This is a genomic window from Streptomyces swartbergensis, assembly GCF_002148965.1.
GTDB classification, from domain to species: domain Bacteria; phylum Actinomycetota; class Actinomycetes; order Streptomycetales; family Streptomycetaceae; genus Streptomyces; species Streptomyces swartbergensis.
In genome coordinates this window covers 1-16,115 of record NZ_NGFN01000194.1, presented here as the reverse complement: position 1 = coordinate 16,115, position 16,115 = coordinate 1, and the positions used below count along the sequence as shown (strand labels likewise).

Below are 16,115 nucleotides of genomic sequence, written 5' to 3'. Positions count from 1 at the left end.
GCCCAGGACCCCGCCTCCGCCCAGGACGCCGCCTCCGCCCAGGACGCCGCCTCGGTCGCCGGTCTCCTGACGAACCTTCAGCAGTTGTACCGGAAGGCCGAAGAGGCCACCGAGGCCTACAACGCCACCGAGGAGAAGCTGAAGAAGCAGCGCGCCGAGACCGACCGGCTGGACCGCGCCCTCGCCCGCACCCGGCTCTCCCTGCACGACAGCCGGGGCGCGGCCGGCCGCCTGGCCCGGCAGCAATACCAGAGCAGCACCGACATCTCCCCGTACGTACGCCTGCTCCTGGCCCGCGACCCGCAGCACGCGATCGACCAGGGCCATGTGATCGGCCGGCTGGCGCGGGAGCGGGCCGAGACCGTCGGACGGCTGACCGGCAGCGAGCGGAAGGCCCAGGAGCTGGCCCGCAAGGCCCGCGAGGCCCTCGACCAGCAGCTCGTCCTCATCGAGCGGCGGAAGAAGGAACGGGACGAGGTCCGTGAGCGGCTCCACGACGTCGAGGAACTGCTCGCCTCCCTCAGCCGCGACCAGCTCACCGCCCTCGCCACGTTCGAGAAGAACGGGATCGAGAAGGCGCAGAAGGAGTTCATGGCGTCCGGCGCGCTCAGCGACGGCAAAGGCGGCGACGGCAAAGGCGGCGGCGCCCGCGGCAGCGTCCGCAGACCGTCGGCCGAGGGCGGCCGGGCCGTCCGCTACGCCGTACGGCAGCTCGGCAAGCCGTACGAGTGGGGCGCGGAAGGCCCGAAGTCGTACGACTGCTCGGGCCTGACCTCGCAGGCCTGGGCGGAGGCCGGGACACCCATCCCGCGGACCAGCCAGGAGCAGTGGAAGCGGCTGAAACGGGTCCCGCTCACCGAGCTGCGGCCCGGAGACCTGGTCGTGTACTTCCCGGAGGCCACCCACGTGGCGCTGTACCTCGGCGACGGCATGGTCGTACAGGCGCCCCGGCCAGGCGTGAAGGTGAAGGTGTCACCGATCGCGGCCAACCCGGTCCTGGGCGCCGTCCGCCCGGACCCGGACGGGGAACCCCTGCGGCGGTACGAGCCACCGGAGCTCCCCGAGTGGGCCACGGACGGGTCGGACGAGGGATACAACGGATACGACGGATACGAAGGAAACGACGGAAACGACGGATACGAGGGCGAGGCGGACTACGCGGCGCCCGCGCCGGACACCTCGACCAGGTAGGCCTGCGTCTTCTCCGGGTCGTAGAAGAAGTTCTCGAAGTCGGCCGGGTCGTTGAAGCCGTTGGCGAACCGGTCGGCGACCGGCTGGAGCTCACCGGCGGCGCCGATCAGGTTCAGGATGTGCTCCGGCGGCGGCGCGAGCATCGCGTTGGTCCACTTGGTGACGTGCTGCGCGGTGGCCCAGTAGCGGTCGAAGGTGGCCCGCATCCACTCCTCGTCGAACGGCTTGTCGCCGCGCTCGACGATCGAGGAGAGGTAGGCGGCCGCGCACTTCGACGCGGAGTTGGAGCCCTGGCCGGTGATCGGGTCGTTCGCCACGACGACGTCCGCCACGCCCAGCACGAGCCCGCCGCCGGGGAGGCGCCCGATGGGGTTGCGGACGGTGGGGGCGTAGCGGCCGGCCAGCGTGCCGCCCGCGTCGGTCAGTTCGACCTTGGTGGCCCGCGCGTACTCCCAGGGGACGTACCGCTCCATGAGTTCCAGGGTCAGGGAGAGGTGCTCCGCCGGGTCCTTGACGCCGTTGAAGACGTCGAGCGGGCCGCCGGGTATGCCCTCCCAGAACAGGATGTCGGCGCGGCCCGAGGTGGTCAGGCAGGGCATGACGAACAGCTCGCCGACGCCCGGCACGAGGTTGCAGCGGACCCCTTCGGTGTCGGGGTGCTCGGGACGCGGGCCCAGGCCGTGGACGTACGACACGGCCAGCGCGCGCTGCGGCTCGCTGTAGGGGGACCGCTCCGGGTCGCGGGCGAACATCTGCACCAGCTCGCCCTTGCCGGCCGCGACGAGCACCAGGTCGTACGTGCGGGAGAAGTAGTCGAGGTCGCCGACGGCCGCGCCGTGGATGACGAGCTGCCCGCCGCGCTGGGCGAACGTCTCCATCCAGCCGGCCATCTTCACGCGCTGGTCGATCGACTGGGCGTACCCGTCGAGCCTGCCCAGCCAGTCGATCGCACGTGCCGCGGGACCCTCGGCCCAGGAGCCGGGAGCGGCGACGGAGACGCCGAGTCCTTCGATCTTCGGGGCCTGGGACTCCCAGAAGTTCAGCTGGAGATCGCGCTCGTGCTGCAGGGCCGTGTGGAACATGCACTGCGTCGACATGACCCGGCCGGTGCGGATCTCGTCCGCCGTCCGGTTGGACATCAGGGTGACCTCGTACCCCTGCGACTGGAGGCCGAGAGCTATCTGGAGCCCGGACTGACCGGCTCCGACGACGAGTATCTTCCGCATGCGGGGCTGTCCTCTTACTCGGGGGTTTCGTCGAGCGCGTGGCCCACCAGGGCCAGGAGGGTCTCGATCACGGAGATCCGGCGACGCGCGTCCATGATCATGACAGGTATGTGTTTCGGGATGGTCAGGGCCTCCCGCACGTCCTCCGGCTCGAACAGCTCGCTGCCGTCGAAGTGGTTGACCGCGACCACGTACGGCAGTCCGGAGCTCTCGAAGTAGTCCAGGACCGGGAAGCAGTCCTTCAGCCGGCGGGTGTCGGCCAGGACGACGGCGCCGATCGCGCCGCGCACGATGTCGTCCCACATGAACCAGAACCGCTGCTGGCCCGGCGTGCCGAACAGGTAGAGCACCAGGTCGTCGTCGAGCGTGAGGCGGCCGAAGTCCATGGCCACGGTGGTGGTGGTCTTGCCCGGCGTCGCGGTGAGATCGTCGGTGGCCTCGCTCGCCTCGGTCATCAGCGCCTCGGTCTGCAGGGGCGTGATCTCCGAGACGGCGGTGACCAGCGTGGTCTTGCCCACGCCGAAGCCGCCCGCCACCACGATCTTCGTGGCGATGGGGGCGCGGGTGCGGTCCGTCTCCCAGGCGTGCATGCTCTCGCCGGGCTGGACGAACGGGGATGAACCAGCGACGCCGTGAGCGGCGTCAGAGACGACGGAGTCCACTCAGCACCCTTTCCAGCAGAGCTCGGTCCGGGCGGCCCGTGCCATGGCCGGTGCCCGTCCCGTACACACGGATCTTTCCCTGGTCCGCGAGGTCGCTGAGGAGCACGCGGACCACGCCGAGCGGCATCTTCAGCAGCGCGGCGATCTCGGCCACCGTACGCATCCGGCGGCACAGTTCGACGATGGCCCGCAGCTCCGGCATCACGCGGGTGGACAGGGAGCCGTTCGTCAGTTCCCTGCGCTCCTCGGGGGCGTCGAGCGCGGCCGTGCTCGCCACGAACGTCTCCACCAGGAGCACGTGGCCGAAGCGGGTACGGCCGCCGGTGAGCGAGTAGGGGCGGACACGGGCGGGTTTGCGGTCACCGCCGCGGACCGGGAGGTGCTGCTTCGGCGTACTGCTCATCGGGCACTCCCGGTGGTCTGGGAATCCTCCAGGGATTTGCGGAGCTCGCTGCGGAGTTCGGGCGTCAGGACGTGGCCGGCGCGGCCCACGAACAGAGCCATGTGGTACGCCACCACGCTCATGTCGCAGTCCGCGGAGCCGTGGACGCCGAGCAGCGAGCCGTCGCTGATGGACATCACGAACAGGCTGCCCTCGTCCATCGCGACCATCGTGTGCCGGACCCCGCCGAAGTCCATCAGCTTGGCGGCGCCGACGGTGAGGCTGCCGATGCCGGAGACGATGGTGGCCAGGTCGGCGGCGGAGCCGCGCGGACCGGTCCGCCTGGCCCCGCGGGCCTGGAGGGCCTGACGGGCCTGCTGGTTGCGGTGGTCGTCGGAGGACAGCAGGAGCAGTCCGTCGGACGAGACGACCGCGACCGAGAGGATGCCGGGTACCTCCTCGACGAGGTTGCTCAGCAGCCAGTGCAGATTGCGGGCCTCACTGCTCAGTCCGATCAGTCCGAAGGTACTGGGAGCGGTCAACTGCTTGCCTCCTCGACTGTGCCCCCCGTGGCTTCTTCGGATTCAGCTGGTCCTGATGTGCCGGTGTCCGGCCTCTTGTGCGAGGCCGTCTGCTCGGCGATTTCCGCCTCCACCTCGCGGTAGCCGGCCTGGGCGCCCTGGCGGAAGCCGCCGAGGCGGCGCCGGAGGGCATCGGCGTCCACGGAGCCGGTCCGCTGGCGCGGGGCCTGGGCCGGGGCGGTGATCTTGGGTGTGCGCTTGGGGAGGCCCTTGTCGGTGACGCGGTCCTCTTCGTCGTCAGGTGCACGCTCGTGTTCCGCCTCGGCTTCGCCTTCGGCGGTGTCGCTCCCACCCGCACCCCCCGTGCGGGTTTCGTCGTCGACTGCGGGTGGCCCCTGCGGGGCGGATTCGCCGTCGTCGGCTGCGGGCTCGTGCTCCGCCGGGGCCGGCTCGTCCTGCGGTATCGGGGCCAGCAGCTCCATCGTGGTCTCGGCGGGGGTTTCCGCCGGTGCCGGTTCCGGGTGGTGCTCCGCCTCCTCCACCGCCTCCTCGCGCCGTACCGCCTTCTCCGCCAGCGCCACCAGCGGGTCCCCGTTGCTCGCGCGGCCGTGCAGGACGTTGGAGTTGGCCTCGGCGTCGGCACCGGGGAACGCGACGGCGTGGGCGGTGCCGGACACAGGACCGGAGGCCGGGACGGCCGCGGCCGGGGCCGCCGCCAGCAGGGTGCGGGGCAGGACGACGACCGCCGCGACACCGCCCTGCTTCTGCTCGCGCAACTGCACGCGCACACCGTGCCGGTGGGCGAGGCGGGCCACGACGTACAGGCCGAGGCCGAGACCGTCCTCGCCCTCCTGCTCGTACGGCGCCTCCGGGTCGAAGTCGGCGAGGCGGGAGTTCAGGCGCTCCAGTCGGTCCTCGGCCATGCCGATGCCCTCGTCCTGGACCGAGAGCACGACCTCGCCGTTCTCCAGCAGCCAGCCGGAGATCTCGACGGGCAGGTCGGGCGGCGAGAACGAGGTGGCGTTCTCCAGGAGTTCGGCCAGCAGGTGGGACAGGTCGTCCGCGGCGAACCCGGCGATGTGCGCGTGCGGCGGCAGCGCGGCGATCCGGACCCGCTCGTACCGCTCGATCTCGCTCACCGCGGCGCGCACGACGTCCACGAGCGGCACGGGTCCGGCCGCGTGCTGGACGTGCTCGGTGCCGGCGAGGACGAGGAGGTTCTCGCTGTGCCGCCGCATGACGGTCGCGAAGTGGTCGAGCTTGAACAGCGTGGCGAGGCGGTCCGGGTCCTGCTCGCGCTCCTCCAGGTTCTCGATGACGGCCAGTTGCCGCTCGACCAGCCCGAGGGTGCGCAGTGCGAGGTTGACGAACGTGCCGCCGATGGCCGTGCGCAGCCGCTCCAGCTGGGCGGCGGACTCGGCGAGTTCGCCGCGCAGTTCCTCGCGCGCGTCGGCCATCTTCTGGCGCTGGCCGACGAGGTGCTTGCGGTCGGACTCCAGCGTGGCGATCCGCTCGGTGAGGGCGACGGCGTGCGCGTGCAGGGCGTTGACGGAGCGGACGACCTGGGCGAACTCGTCGTTGCGGCCGGTGAACCTGACGGGTTCCTCGGCCGCCGGGACCTCCGCCTCGGCCAGGCGTTTCGAGCCCAGGCGCAGGACCGCGAGGGGGCGCGTGAGGCTGCGGGCCATGCCCGTGGCGACGCCGACGGCGAGCAGCATCAGGGCGCCGAGGACGGCGATGCGGATCTCCAGGGCGGTGACGTCGTCGTCGCGCAGCGCCTCCAGGTCCTTGGTGCGCCGGTCGTAGAGGGCGGACTCCACGCCGCGCATCAGGTCGATCCGGGCGGAGAGGGCCGTGTCCAGCTTCCTGGCGCTGGTGGAGAGTTCGTTGCTGGAGAGGGTCGGCTGGTCGGTGAGCGTGGCGAGGTACTTCTCGGCGGAGTTGACCTCGGTGCCGGTGACCGTGTTGTCGAAGGAGGTACGGGCCGGCTTGGGCGCGGTGTCGCGGAAGTCGGCCAGGGCCGCGTCGGAGCGCAGCCGGGCCTGCTGGGCGGCGGCGCTCAGCGCGTCGCGCTGCCGGGTGTCGGCGTCGGAGGAGGTGGAGGTCTCGGTCGGCAGGCCGGTGACGGGGTCGATGACCGTCTCGGTGCCGCGCGGCACGCTGAGGGCGGCGAGCAGCAGCCCCCGGGCCGCGGCGGCCTGCTGCACGGCGGAGTCCAGCTCGGCCAGGGCGTACCCGCCGGAACCGGCGCGGGGCGGCGTCTGCTGCGCCAGCTGCTCGGCGAGCCTGTGGAGTTCGGTGATGGCGGCGGAGTACGCCTGGTGCGCTTCGAGAGCGCTGCTCTTGCCGGTGATCGCCGCCCGGCGTACGGCCGCGATGGCGTCGAGGTCGGAGCGGAGCGAGGCGGGCGTGTCGGTGTCGGCCCGCACCTCCTCGACCTGCCGGTCCACGCGGGCGCTGTGCTGCTCGGAGGGCGCCTTGGACTTGGGGCGGCCGGCCGCGATGTAGGAGGTGACGTCGTCGCGCTCGTCGGCGAGGGAGTGCGCGAGGGCGAGGGCGTCCTGGGTCTGCTCGGCGAGCGTCACCAGCTCCTGCGAGTCGTGGAGTTGCCCGGAGGCGGCGAGGACGGACGGGGTGCCCGCACCGGCGATGGCCGCGGCGACCACGGCCACGGCGACGATGAGCCGGTTGCGTACATGGGTGGGGCGGCCCTTGCCGGTGGGGGGCGTCGGCTCAGCGCCCTGGACGGGGGCCGTCTGCTTGCCTGTGCGACGAGGCCGCGACTTCTGCACCGGTGCTCGCATTCCTGACTCGTGAACTCATGGGCCCGGATGACGCTCCGTCAACTGGTGCGTACTCCAGGTACACTTCCCGACCCTCCCAGCGCCGGTGGGCAGCGCACGCGCATCACCTGACCCGCCACCCGAAGGAGTGAACCCCGGAGGGGAGTTGAGGGGCAAGTTCCGCTGGCCCTTGCAGCGGCCTTGCGCGGCAGGCCGGTTGGACGCGATGGGCGGGCGGTGGCAGTATTCGCCACCACGCCTTCCCGGAACAAAACATTCCATCCCAAACAGGGCGCCTGACCTGCGAGGCCGCACCGGTCCGGCAACCATTGCCAGCCTCTTGCGGACCTTGTGAAGGGCTCGTGCAGACTGGCTGGATGCGTACTGAACTCGCCTCGGAACCGGGAGACGCGGACCGCCCCAACGAGGACTTCGCCAGTGTCGGACTACCGGCTTCCGGACAGGGCGGTTCGGTCGTCGTCCTGGACGGTGTCACACCGCCGAAGAGCGGGACGGGTTGTCTGCATTCCGTCCCCTGGTTCACCGCGCGCCTCGGCGGTGCACTGACCGAACTGACCGTTTCACTCCCGGATATCCCTCTGGTCGAGGCCCTGTCCCGTGCCATCGCGCGTACCGCCGAGGCGCATGCCTCAACCTGTGACCTTTCTCACCCACGCACGCCTCAGGCCACGGTGGTCGTGGCTCGCTGGTCCCCGGCCACGGTGGAGTACCTGGTCCTGTCGGACTCGGCTCTCCTCGTGGAGTCCCCGGACGGCGTGGTGACGCCCTTCCTCGACGACCGTCTGGCTCTTCTCCCCCGCTCCGCCCTGGTCACGGACGCGCTGGTGGACTCCACGCTCCGCAACAAGGAGGGCGGCTTCTTCACGGCGGCGGCCGACCCCTCGGTGTCCCGCCGAGCGGTGACCGGAACCCTGCCCCGCCGTGAGGTGCGCGCCCTGGCCGCGCTGACGGACGGGGCGACCCGCTGGGTGGAGCGGTTCGGGGAGGGCGACTGGACGGACTGCTTCCACGTCGTACGCAAGGAGGGGCCCCAAGCGTTGGTGGACCGGGTTCGGACACTGGAGGGAGCGGATTCGGCCAGATCTTTCCCGGGCCGGGGCAAGGCGCACGACGACGCGACGGCCGTGTACGTCGAGTTCTGAGCACCCGGTGAGTGTTGAACACCGGAACCGGGTGAGTTTTGAACACCGGAACCGGGTGCTACTTCTCCATGCCCCGGTTGAGCTGGTGCAGCAGCCGGGCCAGTTCCGTGACCTCGTGGGTGTCCCAGTCGGCCAGGCGGCCGGCGTAGCGGGCGCGGCGGGCCTCGCGCACCCGGCGGACCCGGTCGTGGCCCTCCTGGGTGAGGGCGACGAGCCAGGCGCGTCCGTCGGCGGGGTCGGGTTCGCGCGCGATCAGGCCGAGTTCCTCCAGGGCGCGCAGCTGGCGGGACATCGTGGCCTTGCCGACGCCGATGTAGGCGGCGAGCTCGGTGGCCCGCTGCTTGCCGCACTCGTCCAGCCGTACGAGCAGGCCGTACGCGGACGACTCCAGGTCGGGGTGGACCTCCCGGGCCATCTCGCCCTGGCTGGCCCGGGCCCGCCGCAGCAGCACGGTCAGCTCCCGCTCCAGCGCCAGGAAGGCAGGCTGATCCACACCGGTTCCGGCCAGGGAGGCGTCCCGGTGTCCGTCGTCGTTGCCGTCCTGGTGCACGTGAGCCCTGCCTCGGTCGTCCGCCCGCTACCTGCATTTTCCGCCACCCGCGGCCATCGCCGCAGCTCGGCAAGTATTCCGCAGGCCACGGGGTGCGCGTCCACAGGGCCGCCACAGGGTGAAGGCCCGGGCCTCCCTCACGGGACCCGGGCCTTCCCTCATCCGGTGACCTCCGTCACGCGGCCACCGGAACCTCCGGCGTCGCCTCCGCGGTGGCGGGCGCGAGCGCCAGCTCCAGGACCTGGCGGACGTCGGTGACGGTGTGGACGTCGAGCTTGTCCAGCACCTCCGCCGGGACGTCGTCCAGGTCGGGTTCGTTGCGCTTGGGGATGATCACGGTGGTGACCCCGGCGCGGTGGGCGGCCAGCAGCTTCTGCTTCACGCCGCCGATCGGCAGGACCCGGCCGGTCAGCGAGACCTCGCCGGTCATCGCCACGTCCGTGCGGACCAGACGGCCGGACAGGAGCGAGGCGAGGGCCGTGGTCATCGTGACGCCGGCGCTGGGGCCGTCCTTGGGGACCGCGCCCGCCGGGAAGTGGATGTGCACGCCCCGGTCCTTCAGATCGCCCACCGGCAGTTCCAGCTCGGCACCGCGGGAGCGCAGGAAGCTCAGCGCGATCTGCGCGGACTCCTTCATCACGTCCCCCAGCTGACCGGTCAGGGTCAGCCCGGCCGCGCCCGTCTCCGGGTCGGCCAGCGACGCCTCGACGTACAGCACGTCACCGCCGGCGCCCGTCACCGCGAGGCCCGTCGCCACGCCCGGCACGGACGTCCGGCGCTCGGCCGGGTCCTGGGCGGACTCGGGCACGTGGTGCGGCCGCCCGATCAGAGAGCGCAGGTCCTCGTCCCGGACGGTGAACGGCAGCTCGCGCTCACCCAGTTCGTGCTGGGCCGCGACCTTGCGCAGCAGCCGTGCGATCGACCGCTCCAGGTTGCGGACGCCCGCCTCGCGCGTGTACTCACCGGCGAGCTTGCGCAGCGCGCCCTCGTCGAGGGCCACCTCGTCCTTGTCGAGCCCGGCCCGCTCCAACTGCCGCGGCAGCAGGTGGTCGCGGGCGATGACGACCTTCTCGTCCTCGGTGTAGCCGTCCAGGCGGACGATCTCCATCCGGTCGGCCAGGGCCTCCGGGATGGCCTCCAGGACGTTGGCGGTCGCGAGGAAGACCACGTCCGACAGGTCCAGCTCGACCTCCAGGTAGTGATCCCGGAAGGTGTGGTTCTGCGCCGGGTCGAGCACTTCGAGCAGGGCCGCGGCCGGGTCGCCCCGGAAGTCCGAGCCGACCTTGTCGATCTCGTCGAGCAGCACGACCGGGTTCATCGACCCGGCCTCCTTGATGGCCCGGACGATCCGGCCGGGCAGGGCACCGACGTACGTACGCCGGTGACCGCGGATCTCGGCCTCGTCGCGGACGCCGCCGAGGGCGACGCGCACGAACTTGCGTCCCATCGCGTGGGCGACGGACTCTCCCAGGCTGGTCTTGCCGACGCCGGGCGGCCCCACGAGCGCGAGCACGGCACCGCCGCGCCGCCCGCCGACCACGCCCAGCCCCCGGTCGGTACGCCGCTTGCGCACCGCCAGGTACTCGGTGATCCGCTCCTTCACGTCCTGAAGGCCCGCGTGCTCGGCGTCGAGGACGGCCTGGGCGCCCTGGATGTCGTACGCGTCCTCGGTGCGCTCGTTCCACGGCATCTCCAGGACCGTGTCGAGCCAGGTGCGGATCCAGGAGCCCTCGGGCGACTGGTCGGAGGAGCGCTCCAGCTTGTCGACCTCCTTCAGCGCGGCCTCGCGGACCTTCTCGGGCAGGTCGGCGGCCTCCACCCGGGCGCGGTAGTCGTCGGACTCCTCGCCCTCCTGCTCGCCGTTCAGCTCGCGCAGTTCCTTGCGGACCGCTTCGAGCTGACGTCGCAGCAGGAACTCGCGCTGCTGCTTGTCGACGCCTTCCTGGACGTCCTTGGCGATGGACTCGGCCACGTCCTGCTCGGCGAGGTGGTCGCGCAGCTGCTGGGTGGCGAGCTTCAGCCGGGCCACCGGGTCGGCGGTCTCCAGCAGCTCCACCTTCTGATCGGTGGTCAGGAAGGGCGAGTAGCCGGAGTTGTCGGCGAGCGCCGAGACGTCGTCGATGGCCTGGACCCGGTCGACGACCTGCCAGGCACCGCGCTTGCGCAGCCAGGCGGTGGCAAGGGCCTTGTACTCCTTGACCAGTTCGGCGACCTGCCCGGGCAGCGGCTCCGGGACGGATTCGTCGACGCTGGTGCCCTCGACCCAGAGGGCCGCGCCGGGACCCGTGGTCCCCGCACCGATCCTCACCCGCTCCCGGCCGCGGATCAGCGCGCCCGGATCGCCGTCGGCCAGCCGGCCCACCTGCTCGACGGTGCCGAGGACACCGGTGCCGGCGTACGTGCCGTCGACGCGTGGCACCAGGAGTACCCGGGGCTTTCCGGGCGTTGTCCGAGCAGCGGCCTGGGCGGCCTCCACCGCGGCACGGACCTCGGAGTCGCTCAGGTCCAGCGGGACCACCATCCCGGGCAGGACGACCTCGTCGTCGAGCGGCAGCACGGGCAGGGTGAGCGGTGTGGACGTCGAAGCCATGATCTCCCCTTCGGCAGTCAAGTTGAGCTATGCCGACTCAATGCACGGGAGCCGCCGGATGTTCCCCACCTACCGTTCGCTGTGAGCGATCGACCGTGACGTCAGGGGCGATCGGGGCCGTAGAGTCAGTGGCGTAACAGATCAATACAGTAAATGCCTATTACCAGGGGGCGGCGTGGACGGGACCGTGCAGGCGTGGGTGGACGGGTGGGTCGTGTCGCGCGGGGCGGCTCCGCCCGTGCCCGAGCCGTGGGGCTGCACGATCGACGTGGGGATGTACGGGCACGTCACCCGGCATGTGTTCGGCGCGACCGGCGACGACCTCGACGAGGCGGCCGTCCGCAAGGTGGCCGGCGCGGTGACCGGGGCCGGGGTGTGGCTGAAGGCGTTCCGGGATCCGTCGGTGGTCGCCGGCTGGCTGGACGACACCTGGTGGATCGACCCCGAGCCCGGCTACCTGATGACGGTCCCGCTGACCCCGGGGAACGTTCCGGACGTGCCCGACGGCTACCGGCTGCGCAGCTGGTCTCGTGGCGGAGTGACGCGTGTGATGGTGGCCGCCCCGGACGGTTCGCTGGCGGCGCGCGGGCAGATCGTCCCGACCGGCACCACGGCCGTAGCCGACCAGATCGAGACGGCCCCGGAGCATCGCCGCAAGGGACTCGGAAGCCTCGTCATGCGGACGTTGCAGATCACCGCCGTGCGGCAGGGCGCACGGACCGGTGTCCTCGCCGGTACGCCCGCGGGGCGAGGGCTCTACGAGGCGCTGGGCTGGGAGGTGGTGGCCGTGCTCACCAGCGCGAAGCACTGCCCGCGGACCTGAACGGCCTCGCCTTCAGCTCCGGACCGGTCCGGGGGAACCGGCGCCCCTCGCCTGCCACCGCCGGACCACCGGCCAGGTCGCGACACCGATGGCCAGGGCGATCAGATGCCCCCAGTCGGTCATCGGGTCGGTGAAGGCGAGCAGGTCCTGGAGCAGCATCCCGCCGAAGCCGACGAGCAGCGGCACGCGCAGCCAGAGCGGCAGCAGTCCGGCCAGGGCGCCGGTGCCGGCGGCGACGCCGAAGCTGACGCCGTAGTCGAGTCGGTGCAGTGAACTACCGGGGAGCTGCCCCGCCAGCACGGCGAGTCCGACCGGGACCTCGGTCGCCAGGGTGGCGAGGACGTGCCCGAGCAGGAAGACACCGGCCGTGCGCAGACCGCCGATCCGCCGTTCCAGCGCGGTCAGCACGAGCACGAACCCGATCGCGAACGGCGAGGCCACCCCGCCCGCGAGCCACAGCGCACTGCCGACCAGCACCAGCTCCGGCGTCCGCACCAGGTGCGCCACATCCGTACTGGACCCCTGGAGCAGGGCGTGCACCAGGGCGGGGTCCGCGTACGCGGAGATCAGCGAGGTGACGCAGAGGACGATCGCGTAGCCGAAGGTGAAGGGCGTACCCGTGGGAGTGGGGAGCAGCCGCCACAGTCGCGGCGCCCGGAGTCGCCGCCGGGGCTGCTCCACCGCAGCGGGCTCTCGTACGCCCGACCCCACGCTCTCGCAGGGCCCTCGGCCGCCGGGCCGCTGCCGCGGCACCCCGTCCAGCAGCTCCGACACATCGGGAACGGGCGCGCCCGTCGGCGTCGGCGTGGCCGTCTTATCGGCCGGCGCGGTGCGATCCACGGCGGGCGCTCCTTCCGTCACACCCCACCCTTCGCGCACCTCCGCTCCCTGTCTGTGACGGGCGCCACGCGAGAGCCGATTCACAGCAACCCGACAGCAGCCCACCGCGTCCCCCCACCGGCCGCTCCATAATGCTTGGCGCCGGACACCCCCACCTGCCAGGATCCTCGGATGCCCACCTCGAACGACATCCCCCGTGTGCTGGACCGTCGCGAGGGCCCGCACGGCGAGGTCGTGCTGCGACGGCACGACGACCGGCTGGAGATCATCGCGAACGGCTGTTTCCTGATGGACACCTCCGACGGCCGCTCGGAGCGGCGGCTGGTCGACGCGGCCCTGGACGCCCTGGCCGGCCGGGACCGCCCGGACGTGCTGATCGGCGGACTCGGCGTCGGTTTCTCCCTCGCCCACGCGGCGGCGGACCCGCGCTGGGGAGGGATCACGGTCGTGGAACGCGAGCACGCCATCGTCGAATGGCATCTCGACGGCCCGCTCTCCGCGTTCTCCGCCGAGGCCCTCGCAGATCCGCGCACGAAAATCGTCGAAGCCGATCTCGTGGCCTACGTCAATGAGACATCCGCCACATACGACGCCCTGTGCCTCGACATCGACAACGGACCCGGCTGGACCGTCACGGAGGGCAACGGAAATCTCTACTCAGAGGCCGGACTGGCAAGCTGCGCACGGGTGTTGAGGCCCGGCGGGGTACTCGCCGTCTGGTCCGCCCAGCCCTCTCCGGAATTCGAAGAAACCCTGCTGAATGTCGGGTTCCAGCAGGTGCGTACCGAAGAGATCCCGGTTGCCCGGGGCGTTCCGGACGTCGTGCACCTCGGCATCAGCCCTGGATAGCAAAGGTGTGCTGACTCCCCGTACGCTGCTCCCCTGACGCCGATCATTCAAGCGTCAATCGCAACCATGCGCAGACCGAGGGATCACCCCACTGATTCCGGAAAGCACACCCCAGGGGCGGGCGATGGAGCAGACACACACCTCCCACAACGGTTCGGCGACGGCTACTCCGGGCGCACAGCGCCGGGTTCTCGTCGTCGAGGACGACGCCACGATCGTGGACGCCATCGCGACCCGCCTGCGAGCCGAGGGATTCCTCGTGCAAACAGCCGGTGACGGTCCGGCCGCCGTCGACACGGCCGAGGCCTGGCAGCCCGACCTGCTGATCCTCGACATCATGCTGCCCGGCTTCGACGGTCTGGAGGTCTGCCGACGCGTGCAGGCCGCCCGGCCGGTGCCGGTACTGATGCTCACCGCGCGCGACGACGAGACCGACATGCTGGTCGGGCTCGGCGTCGGTGCCGACGACTACATGACGAAGCCGTTCTCGATGCGGGAGTTGGCGGCACGCGTGCACGTGCTGCTGCGCCGCGTGGAGCGGGCCGCGCTGGCCGCCGCGACGCCGCGCAGCGGCATCCTGCGCCTGGGCGAACTGGAGATCGACCACGCACAGCGCCGGGTCCGGGTGCGCAGTGAGGACGTGCACCTCACGCCCACCGAGTTCGATCTCCTCGTGTGCCTGGCGAACACCCCGCGCGCGGTGCTCTCGCGCGAGCAGCTGCTCGCCGAGGTCTGGGACTGGGCGGACGCCTCCGGCACCCGGACCGTCGACAGCCACATCAAGGCGCTGCGCCGGAAGATCGGCGCCGAGCGGATCCGTACGGTGCACGGCGTGGGCTACGCCCTGGAGACCCCGACGCCATGAGCGGCGGGCCGGGAGCACGGAGAGGCCCCGGGGAGCCGGAACCCTGGGGCGGGGTGAGCCCGTTCTCGATCAAGACCAAGCTGGGCGCGCTGGTCGTCATCTCGGTGCTGATCACCACGGGTCTGTCGGTGATCGCGGTGCACACGAAGACGGAGCTGCGCTTCATCACGGTCTTCTCGATGATCGCCACACTGCTCATTACGCAGTTCGTGGCCCATTCGCTCACCGCCCCGCTGGACGAGATGACCGCGGTGGCCCGTTCCATCTCGCAGGGCGACTACACCCGCCGGGTGCGGGAGAACCGCCGTGACGAGCTGGGCGACCTGGCCGTGACGATCAACGCCATGGCCGACGAGCTGGAGGCCCAGGACCGCCAGCGCAAGGAGCTGGTGGCGAACGTCTCGCACGAGCTGCGCACTCCCATCGCGGGACTGCGGGCGGTGCTGGAGAACATCGTCGACGGCGTCACACAGGCCGACCCCGAGACGATGCGCACGGCCCTGAAGCAGACCGAGCGGCTCGGCCGGCTGGTGGAGACGCTGCTGGACCTGTCCCGCCTGGACAACGGCGTCGTACCGCTGAAACAGCGGCGGTTCGAGGTGTGGCCGTATCTGTCCGGCGTGCTGAAGGAGGCCAACATGGTCGCCTCCGTGCGCGCGGGCATCGCCACCGGCTCGGGCAGTCACACCCGTACGGACGTCCATCTGCACCTCGACGTCCATCCGCCGGAGTTGACCGCGCACGCCGACCCGGAGCGCATCCACCAGGTGGTGGCCAACCTCATCGACAACGCCGTCAAGCACAGCCCGCCGCACGGCCGCGTGACGGTCAAGGCGCGGCGCGGGGCGCTGCCGGAGTCGCTGGAGCTGGAGGTTCTGGACGAGGGTCCCGGCATTCCCAAGTCCGAGTGGCACCGCGTCTTCGAGCGGTTCAACCGCGGCAGCGCCAAGCGTCCGCAGGGTCCGGGCAGCGACGGCGGCACGGGCCTCGGCCTGGCGATCGCCCGCTGGGCGGTGGATCTGCACGGCGGACGCATCGGAGTGGCTGAATCCGAGCGAGGTTGCCGGATTCTTGTCACCCTTCCGGGACTTCCATCTGTGCCAAGTTGACGTAAAGTTCGAAGCGGAGCCACAAGATCCACGGGCGTCCGCGCTGACGGACACGTGTGATCAGGCACAGGCCCGCGCCGTCGGCGCGTGAGGCCAGGCTCAGCCCTTCCCTCTTTAAGCGGAACCACGCTTGTTTCCCGCCATTTCAAGCCCCGAAACACGCTCTGAGATGTGACTTGCACGACGTTGAACGGGCCCGACCTGACCTACCCGGTGCGGGAGGCGTAGCCTTGATTCCCGCTGTCCATCATCTTGTGAAGCGGAAGAGGGCGGTTGCCGCCGTGTCGCCACAGTCCCCCAGTAACTCGAGCATCTCGACCGACACCGACCAAGCGGGGAAGAACCCTGCCGCGTCGTTCGGTGCCAACGAGTGGCTCGTCGACGAGATCTATCAGCAGTACCTCCAGGACCCGAATTCGGTAGACCGAGCCTGGTGGGACTTCTTCGCCGACTACAAGCCGGGCGCCGCTGCCGCCTCGGCTCCGGCGGGTACCGCGGCCGCGGGGGCCGCGGGGACCACCACCGCTCAGCCGGCGGCCCAGGCCGCCCCCACCCCGGCCC

Annotated in this window: 15 protein-coding genes; 7 read left to right on the top strand and 8 right to left on the bottom strand. The window is 71.3% G+C overall.

The window, feature by feature from the left end:
- Positions 1–1,191: C40 family peptidase (locus CA983_RS26870; RefSeq protein WP_086603421.1), on the top strand; the 1,191-nt coding region annotated here is incomplete at its 5' end.
- Here the strand turns inward: CA983_RS26870 and CA983_RS26865 are convergent.
- The 5 genes from CA983_RS26865 to CA983_RS26845 are packed head-to-tail and all read right to left on the bottom strand — an operon-like array spanning position 1,155 to position 6,774.
- The gene (locus CA983_RS26865; RefSeq protein ID WP_086603420.1) at positions 1,155–2,417 is read right to left on the bottom strand and encodes a styrene monooxygenase/indole monooxygenase family protein; all 1,263 of its coding nucleotides are present in this window, start codon (positions 2,415–2,417) and stop codon (positions 1,155–1,157) included. The two genes, CA983_RS26870 and CA983_RS26865, sit on opposite strands and share 37 nt — an antisense overlap.
- Before the next feature lie 14 nt (positions 2,418–2,431).
- Positions 2,432–3,079, bottom strand: coding sequence for a GTP-binding protein (locus tag CA983_RS26860; RefSeq protein ID WP_086603419.1), 648 nt, complete (start codon positions 3,077–3,079; stop codon positions 2,432–2,434).
- Positions 3,060–3,482 carry a DUF742 domain-containing protein gene (locus CA983_RS26855; protein WP_059419369.1) on the bottom strand — a complete coding sequence of 141 codons (423 nt, stop codon included), beginning with the start codon at positions 3,480–3,482 and terminating at the stop codon, positions 3,060–3,062. The genes CA983_RS26860 and CA983_RS26855 overlap by 20 nt, the downstream gene beginning before the upstream one ends.
- Positions 3,479–4,003, bottom strand: a complete 525-nt coding sequence (locus CA983_RS26850) for a roadblock/LC7 domain-containing protein (protein ID WP_086603418.1) — start codon at positions 4,001–4,003, stop codon at positions 3,479–3,481. The genes CA983_RS26855 and CA983_RS26850 overlap by 4 nt, the downstream gene beginning before the upstream one ends.
- Complete coding sequence (locus CA983_RS26845) at positions 4,000–6,774, bottom strand: sensor histidine kinase (protein WP_208637046.1); 2,775 nt, start codon at positions 6,772–6,774, stop codon at positions 4,000–4,002. The genes CA983_RS26850 and CA983_RS26845 overlap by 4 nt, the downstream gene beginning before the upstream one ends.
- A 368-nt stretch (positions 6,775–7,142) precedes the next feature.
- On the opposite strand from CA983_RS26845, the gene CA983_RS26840 reads away from it, so the two are divergent.
- The gene (locus CA983_RS26840; protein WP_086603417.1) at positions 7,143–7,928 is read left to right on the top strand and encodes a protein phosphatase 2C domain-containing protein; all 786 of its coding nucleotides are present in this window, start codon (positions 7,143–7,145) and stop codon (positions 7,926–7,928) included.
- Between the two features lie 58 nt (positions 7,929–7,986).
- On the opposite strand, the gene CA983_RS26835 is transcribed toward CA983_RS26840, so the two are convergent.
- Together CA983_RS26835 and lon are read right to left on the bottom strand one after the other, a co-directional pair.
- Positions 7,987–8,478 carry a MarR family winged helix-turn-helix transcriptional regulator gene (locus tag CA983_RS26835; RefSeq protein ID WP_086603416.1) on the bottom strand — a complete coding sequence of 164 codons (492 nt, stop codon included), beginning with the start codon at positions 8,476–8,478 and terminating at the stop codon, positions 7,987–7,989.
- Positions 8,479–8,653: 175 nt separating this feature from the next.
- A complete protein-coding gene (gene lon / locus CA983_RS26830; protein ID WP_086603415.1) occupies positions 8,654–11,068 on the bottom strand; it encodes an endopeptidase La in 2,415 nt (804 codons plus the stop codon).
- A gap of 175 nt (positions 11,069–11,243) precedes the next feature.
- Here lon and CA983_RS26825 point away from each other — a divergent pair, with 175 nt between their 5' ends.
- Positions 11,244–11,891 carry a GNAT family N-acetyltransferase gene (locus CA983_RS26825; RefSeq protein WP_086603414.1) on the top strand — a complete coding sequence of 216 codons (648 nt, stop codon included), beginning with the start codon at positions 11,244–11,246 and terminating at the stop codon, positions 11,889–11,891.
- 12 nt (positions 11,892–11,903) lie between these two features.
- Here the strand turns inward: CA983_RS26825 and CA983_RS26820 are convergent, their stop codons facing one another.
- A complete protein-coding gene (locus CA983_RS26820; RefSeq protein ID WP_086603413.1) occupies positions 11,904–12,731 on the bottom strand; it encodes a rhomboid-like protein in 828 nt (275 codons plus the stop codon).
- A 171-nt stretch (positions 12,732–12,902) separates the two neighbouring features.
- Here CA983_RS26820 and CA983_RS26815 point away from each other — a divergent pair, with 171 nt between their 5' ends.
- The 4 genes from CA983_RS26815 to CA983_RS26800 all read left to right on the top strand — a co-directional run.
- Positions 12,903–13,580, top strand: a complete 678-nt coding sequence (locus tag CA983_RS26815) for a spermidine synthase family protein (RefSeq protein ID WP_086603412.1) — start codon at positions 12,903–12,905, stop codon at positions 13,578–13,580.
- A 124-nt stretch (positions 13,581–13,704) separates the two neighbouring features.
- The gene (locus CA983_RS26810; RefSeq protein ID WP_010040369.1) at positions 13,705–14,445 is read left to right on the top strand and encodes a response regulator transcription factor; all 741 of its coding nucleotides are present in this window, start codon (positions 13,705–13,707) and stop codon (positions 14,443–14,445) included.
- Positions 14,442–15,554 carry a HAMP domain-containing sensor histidine kinase gene (locus CA983_RS26805; protein WP_086603411.1) on the top strand — a complete coding sequence of 371 codons (1,113 nt, stop codon included), beginning with the start codon at positions 14,442–14,444 and terminating at the stop codon, positions 15,552–15,554. The genes CA983_RS26810 and CA983_RS26805 overlap by 4 nt, the downstream gene beginning before the upstream one ends.
- 281 nt (positions 15,555–15,835) lie before the next feature.
- A partial coding sequence (locus CA983_RS26800) for a 2-oxoglutarate dehydrogenase E1 subunit family protein (RefSeq protein WP_143645565.1) occupies positions 15,836–16,115 on the top strand: 280 nt, incomplete at its 3' end.